Source organism: Candidatus Culexarchaeum yellowstonense (assembly GCF_024707025.1).
GTDB lineage: Archaea > Thermoproteota > Methanomethylicia > Culexarchaeales > Culexarchaeaceae > Culexarchaeum.
In genome coordinates, this window is record NZ_JANGFQ010000167.1 from 1 (window position 1) to 5,635 (window position 5,635).

7 protein-coding genes are annotated in these 5,635 nt (G+C 42.1%); 3 read left to right on the forward strand and 4 right to left on the reverse strand.

Annotated features, from left to right (window positions below; genetic code table 11):
* From MRT15_RS10290 to MRT15_RS10300, 3 genes are all read left to right on the forward strand, one after another.
* Positions 1 to 1,884 (forward strand): aldehyde ferredoxin oxidoreductase family protein (locus tag MRT15_RS10290; protein WP_304330012.1); only part of this gene is annotated, 1,884 nt, incomplete at its 5' end.
* A complete protein-coding gene (locus MRT15_RS10295) occupies positions 1,865 to 2,155 on the forward strand; it encodes a MoaD/ThiS family protein (RefSeq protein WP_304330013.1) in 291 nt (96 codons plus the stop codon). The genes MRT15_RS10290 and MRT15_RS10295, both read left to right, overlap by 20 nt.
* A 74-nt stretch (positions 2,156 to 2,229) precedes the next feature.
* Complete coding sequence (locus tag MRT15_RS10300; RefSeq protein WP_304330015.1) at positions 2,230 to 2,490, forward strand: hypothetical protein; 261 nt, start codon at positions 2,230 to 2,232, stop codon at positions 2,488 to 2,490.
* A gap of 70 nt (positions 2,491 to 2,560) precedes the next feature.
* Here the strand turns inward: MRT15_RS10300 and MRT15_RS10305 are convergent, their stop codons facing one another.
* The 4 genes from MRT15_RS10305 to MRT15_RS10320 form a co-directional block, all read right to left on the reverse strand.
* Entirely contained in the window at positions 2,561 to 2,791 is a 231-nt protein-coding gene (locus MRT15_RS10305) for a division/cell wall cluster transcriptional repressor MraZ (protein ID WP_304330017.1), read from the reverse strand.
* A gap of 128 nt (positions 2,792 to 2,919) precedes the next feature.
* Positions 2,920 to 3,279, reverse strand: coding sequence for a hypothetical protein (locus tag MRT15_RS10310; protein WP_304330019.1), 360 nt, complete (start codon positions 3,277 to 3,279; stop codon positions 2,920 to 2,922).
* Between the two features lie 41 nt (positions 3,280 to 3,320).
* On the reverse strand, positions 3,321 to 3,578 hold the full coding sequence (locus MRT15_RS10315) for a PaREP1 family protein (protein ID WP_304330021.1): 258 nt from the start codon (positions 3,576 to 3,578) through the stop codon (positions 3,321 to 3,323).
* 228 nt (positions 3,579 to 3,806) lie between these two features.
* Positions 3,807 to 5,635: hypothetical protein (locus MRT15_RS10320; protein WP_304330023.1), on the reverse strand; the 1,829-nt coding region annotated here is incomplete at its 5' end.

Sequence of the window (5,635 nt, forward strand, 5' to 3'; positions counted from 1 at the left end):
TTTAATGGTAGGTGGCTTAGGGTTAATCTTTCCACTGGTGAGGTTAGGGTTGAAAGTGTTTCTGAGGATGTTTATAGGGCTTTTTTGGGTGGTAGGGGTTTTTGTGCTTATGTGCTTTTTAGGGAGTTGAAGCCTGGTATAGACCCTCTTGGGCCTGAGAATAAGCTTGTTTTTGCCACTAGTGTTGTGACTGGTGTTCCTGTGGCTGGTGTTAGTAGGGTTAGTGTGGGTGCTAAGTCTCCTCTCACTTATACTTATGGGGAGGCTGAGGCTGGCGGCTTCTTTGCTGTGGAGATGAAGTTTTCCGGTTTTGATGCCATAGTTTTTGAGGGGGCTTCTGAGAGGCCTGTTTATTTGTGGGTTAGGGATGGTTTGGCTGAGTTGAGGGATGCTTCGCATCTTTGGGGTTTGAGGACTGGGGAGTTTGCTGATGCTGTTAGGGGGGAGTTGGGTGAATCTGTTGTTAGGGTTGCATGTATTGGTCCTGCTGGGGAGAAGCTTGTTAGGTTTGCGAATGTGATGTTTGATAATCGTTATGCTGCTGGTAGGGGTGGTTTGGGTGCTGTTATGGGTTCTAAGAGGCTTAAGGGTGTTGTGGTTAAGGGTTCTAGGAGGCCTTTCAGCTTCCATGATGAGAAGAGGCTTTTGGATGTGGCTAGGTGGTTTAGTGAGAATTGGAGGAAGTATCCTGGGGCTGTTTCTAGGAGTATTTATGGTACTAGGGAGGTTGTATCTCCATTGAATAGGGATGGTACACTTCCAACACTGCATTTTAGGGGTGGATCTTTTGATGGTGCTGATTTGATAAGTGGGGAGGCTTTGAATAATACTTTGCTTGTGGGGAGGGAGGGGTGTTTTGCATGTCCACTTCAATGTAAGGCTGTGGTTAAGGCTAAACCCCCCTATGAGACGGATCCAATTTATGGTGGACCTGAATATGAGACTGTTGCATCCTTCGGTTCACTTTGTGGTGTGGCAGATTTGAATGTAATATCCTATGCTAATCAGATTTGTAATGCTTATGGTGTGGACACCATTAGTGCTGGTGTTGTTTTGGCTTTCGCCATGGAGTGTTTCGAGAGGGGGATTATAAGTGAGCGGGATACTGGCGGTGTTAGGCTTAGGTTTGGTGATGCTGATTCCATGATCAAGATGCTGCTCAAGATTGTTAATAGGGAGGGGTTTGGAGATATACTTGCTGAGGGGGTTAAGAGGGCTTCTGAAATTATTGGTGGGGGTTCAGGGAATTTTGCATTGCATGTTAAGGGTAAGGAGATTCCCATGCATGAGCCTCGCAGTAAGGTTGGTGTTGGTTTAATGTATGCCCTATCACCCATAGGTGCAGATCACCTTCAAGCTCCACATGACCCAGTCTATATGAGGGAACGTGAAGATTTGAAATCGCTGGGTATTATGGGGGCTGTGGATAGATTGGATATGGGGCCGGAGAAGGTTAAAACCACATATTATGGTATGCTTTGGTGGGGGTTACTGGACTGTTTGGGTATATGTAAATTCACCTTCATCCCACATTCAGCTGGGGTTTTAACGCCAAACCATTTGGTTGAGATTGTTAATGCTTCTACGGGGTGGCAGACAAGCTTATGGGAGCTTATGAAGGCAAGTGAGAGAGCCTTCAACTTGATAAGATGCTTCAACATCCGTGAAGGAGTGAAGGCTGATGAGGATATGCTACCAAAAAGATTCTTTGAGGAAATGGAGTTTGGTGCAAGGAAGGGGGAGAAGCTGGATAGGGAGGGATTCCAGAGGGCAATAAAACTCTTCTATGAAATGGCTGGCTGGGATTCTGAGGGGAAGCCGACGAAAGCTAAATTATACGAGCTTGGATTAGGATGGGTTGCAAATGAAATATATAAGGGTTAAAGTCAAATACCTTGCACCATACATTAAGAATCTCATGGGATTAGAGGAGGAAACCATAACAATTGAGGGGGAAGCCTCATTAAAGGATTTGATGGTGAAGATAGCTGAAATCCATGGTAAACATATACTTACACAACTACTCAACGAAAGTGGGGATAGGTTGAGGGAAAGCCTCCTAACCCTAATCAACAACACAGTAATACAAGACATAAACCATAAACTCAAAGATGGAGATACAATAACCCTCCTAATAGCCATAGATGGTGGATAAAAATAAAAGGCTCCCTCCAAGAAAACATAATTTACGTAATTATCCTAACTTAAATTTGGAAGGTGAATGGAAGGGTGGAATTAAAGATTGAAATCCCCCCTGACTTAGAGGAGGAAGTTAGAAGGATTCCGAGGGAGGAGCTATCAAGGATGATTATAGAGTTCCTTAGATTGAAGGTTTTCGAATTGGAGCTTAAGAGGCTTAGGGAATTGCAGAGGCTTATGCTGGAAATGCTTTCAATGAAGAGTAAATTGACTGAGGAGGATGACGTGAAACTTGGAGAGAAGGTTAGGGAGGGTATGCTAAAAGAACTTAAGGAGAAGGGATTGATTTAGTTTATGAATGTGGAATTGGTGATGGATATCTTAATGAATTATTTTCTGCAATAGTAGGGGAGGTAAAGGGTTACAAAGCTTCCTTTTCGGCTTTTAGCTCTGCCTGTTTCCTCAATTCCTTGAATGGCTTCCTTATGGTTAGGGTTCCTTCAAGTGTTTTGAATGGGTCTGAGGGTAGGGGGATAAGCTTTAAGTGGTCTCCAGCATTTATTAAGAGGACCTTCCCTTCAATCCCCAAAGTTTCCCTAAGCTTTTTCGGTAAAGTCAGCCTCCCCTTCTTATCAAGTTTTAAAATGCTCATAGGCTCACCCAATAATTGCAGGTATAATGGTGAATTTAAAAGCTACTATGATAATTGGAATAATTTATCCTTAATGTATATAGCTAGGTCATAAAAGGTTTTGGGTTCGAAGATCCTTGATGTCAAGATTACTCCACCATGATTACGATTTCCCGACGTACTTCTTGCGGTAGTATTTGTGTTGCCATTGATGTGAGGGTTTCAAGTATCATGAATTTATCTATCCCCCTTTCGTTCATCAGTTTCATTCCAGCTTCGAGTAGTGTTACTTTGATTTGCATGTAACTCCAGTCCTCCACTTCATAATCAATCCACCTTGAAATTTCAAATTGGAAATGTTCGCCTAAGCGTAATCCAATCCCCTCCATGAAACTGCTTGCCTTCTCCAATAGCATTAAAATGGTCTTGAGGAGTGTTGGCCAAGATTGTAGGGCATTCATAGCTTCAAAGTCAATTTTACTAACGAGATTGCTTATGGGATAGGACATTTCATCTCACTATTCATGATTTACAATTACAGTTTTAAAACCTACCTTAAAAATTTAAGTATTCTAACTGAACAGTTTTGAAGATAAGTCTCGATGTCCGATGTCCACTTACCCTGCTCCAAAGCTTTTCTAGCTTCATCTATGTTGAGGGCTAAAGCCAAAGCTTTCACAGCTTCTTCAGCTGCCTTATATAGTTTTTCGGATGCTTGAATGGGATTCTTGTTAGCTAAACTTTCCCCTTCCTCCAAGTATTTTAGGGCGAGTTCAAGATGCCCCTCAGAAAGCCTGTAACCCTCCATTCATTCACCATCTAGAATTGTTGGGGGGATTTCCTATTTAAATTTGTTAAGTGTTATGCCATTATTAGTTTTATCAAATGATTCCAGTTAAATGTATATGCTACATTCCACATGTCAAATGTGAATGAAACTGGTATAATATATACATTAAATTTAAAAATTAGGTGTTTGGAGATTTGGTGCATTTATATGGATGTTTAGGGTTGAGTATATCATTGGTTGTGTTGCTTACTTCACTTTTATTTTGTTTAGTTTGTTTATGATGTATTCTGCGTATAGTGTTTCTGTGTTGGCGTATGCTGTTCTTCCTCTGAGTGTGTTTAGTGCGTGTACTATGCATCCTGCGGCGCCGTATGTTCCTATGTTTCTTAGTGGGTTGGTGTTGGATGTGGTTTTCTCAGCCATATAATTGTCTACTGCTATTTTCATGAGTGAAGTTGCTTTGCTTGTTAGGTGTAGTACTCCCTCTTTCCCTCCGTATGTGACTGTTGGGCCTGGAGCCATGTTTATTCCCTCATTTATTAGGTATAGTGAATGCACTATTCTCTCCTTCACATTACTTATTTCCATGAGTATATTTTCCATATTGTATTTGGATTCGTATTTTCTTGCTTCGCTTTCCAATGCAGTTAATTTGTCATAGGTTTCCCGTAACTTCTTTATTGTTGTGGTGGTGTAGTTGCATTGTTTTTCGAGTTCGTTGCATAATTCGGGTATTTTGTTTAGGTAGTATTCGAGCATTTCGTTTGAGTTCATTCCGAAGCATGATCCGTCAAACCATGATGTGGGGTTTTTCATCCATGGTGGGTTTGGGTTATCTTTGTATAGGTTTTGTAGTTCATTTGATTTTGTTGTTATCATGTTTTTGTTGTTTAATGCTTCATTTAGGCTTGTTAAGGCTTCAGCTATGAGTATATTTATTTCTTTATGGTTTTTTGTGGGGGTTTCTGGTGGTGATGTGTTTGTTGGGTTTGTGGTTGACATCCATAGTGCTGCGTTTATGGGTATTCTTCCGGGGATGTATGAGAAGCCGTTTAGCACTAATTCTGTTTTGAGTTCTGGGTGGGGGCCGAATAGGACTACTTTTCCACGTCCATAAGTTCCCGCTACGGCTACGGGTTTATTGCCTATCAGTGCATTGTGGACTGTTGTTCCAGTGAGGCCCTTTTCCCTTTGGGCTTTAAGGTTGGTGTAGTATTCGGCTGCAGTGAATTTTTCTGTGAAACTATGTTGGGCTATTAATCCTTCAGCTTTGGAGGCGTATTGTAATATGTTGGGGGCTGTTTCGAATATTGGTCCCTGCCACCAAACCATTTCAAAGGTTTCTGGGATTCCCCACATTACTGGGTGTTTTGGGTTAATGTTTTTGAATATCATTACCCCGATTCCTGGGTAAAGTTTTTTGAAGCGTCCTGCACCTTCAATTACATTCCATATTTTAGCGTTGATTAACTGTAGATTGTAGGATATGTCCCATCCGGGGACTCCTAGTGCAGCGGCCCATGATCCGGCGCAGCTTGATATGTATCCTCCACCAGAGGCAACGAATTCTTGGATTTTCTGTCCACCTTCAACGCCGAGTGTGGTTAGCTCGCTGTCGGCGCCGTCGCCTGGCATTACGAGTATATCGAAATTCTTCAATGCTCCAGCTCTTATGTCGCTATCATCAACGTATTCTGTTGGGAATCCGAGGGTGCTGAATAATTCAACGTATGGTGTGGGGAGGGCTCCATGGCCGCCGTAAACGGCTATTTTAACAGGCCTTAAAGGGTAAACTGTAACTTCAACATCCCTATTGACTGACGCTAGTTTTACATTCAACTTGCTTGCGAGGAAGGTTGTTAAGGCATTTATCTCATCATTTGCCGATGTGGTGGGGATTATGAAGTCACCTTCACAGTACCTTACCCCCTCATACACAAAGCTTTTTGAAACCCAGTAGACGGGCATCCTGGATCTTAAAAGTAGATTGATCAATTGATGTGATGCAATCCAATTCTCCTCATCAACATGGATTATATGGGTATGGGACAACTTAACATTAAACATGAGGCAAC

Bases quoted from the DNA above. Each gene is read 5' to 3' on its own strand.
- MRT15_RS10305 (WP_304330017.1), bottom strand. From the start codon at position 2,791: ATGAGCATTTTAAAACTTGATAAGAAGGGGAGGCTGACTTTACCGAAA.
- MRT15_RS10295 (WP_304330013.1), top strand. From the start codon at position 1,865: ATGAAATATATAAGGGTTAAAGTCAAATACCTTGCACCATACATTAAG.
- MRT15_RS10310 (WP_304330019.1), bottom strand. From the start codon at position 3,279: ATGTCCTATCCCATAAGCAATCTCGTTAGTAAAATTGACTTTGAAGCT.
- MRT15_RS10315 (WP_304330021.1), bottom strand. From the start codon at position 3,578: ATGGAGGGTTACAGGCTTTCTGAGGGGCATCTTGAACTCGCCCTAAAA.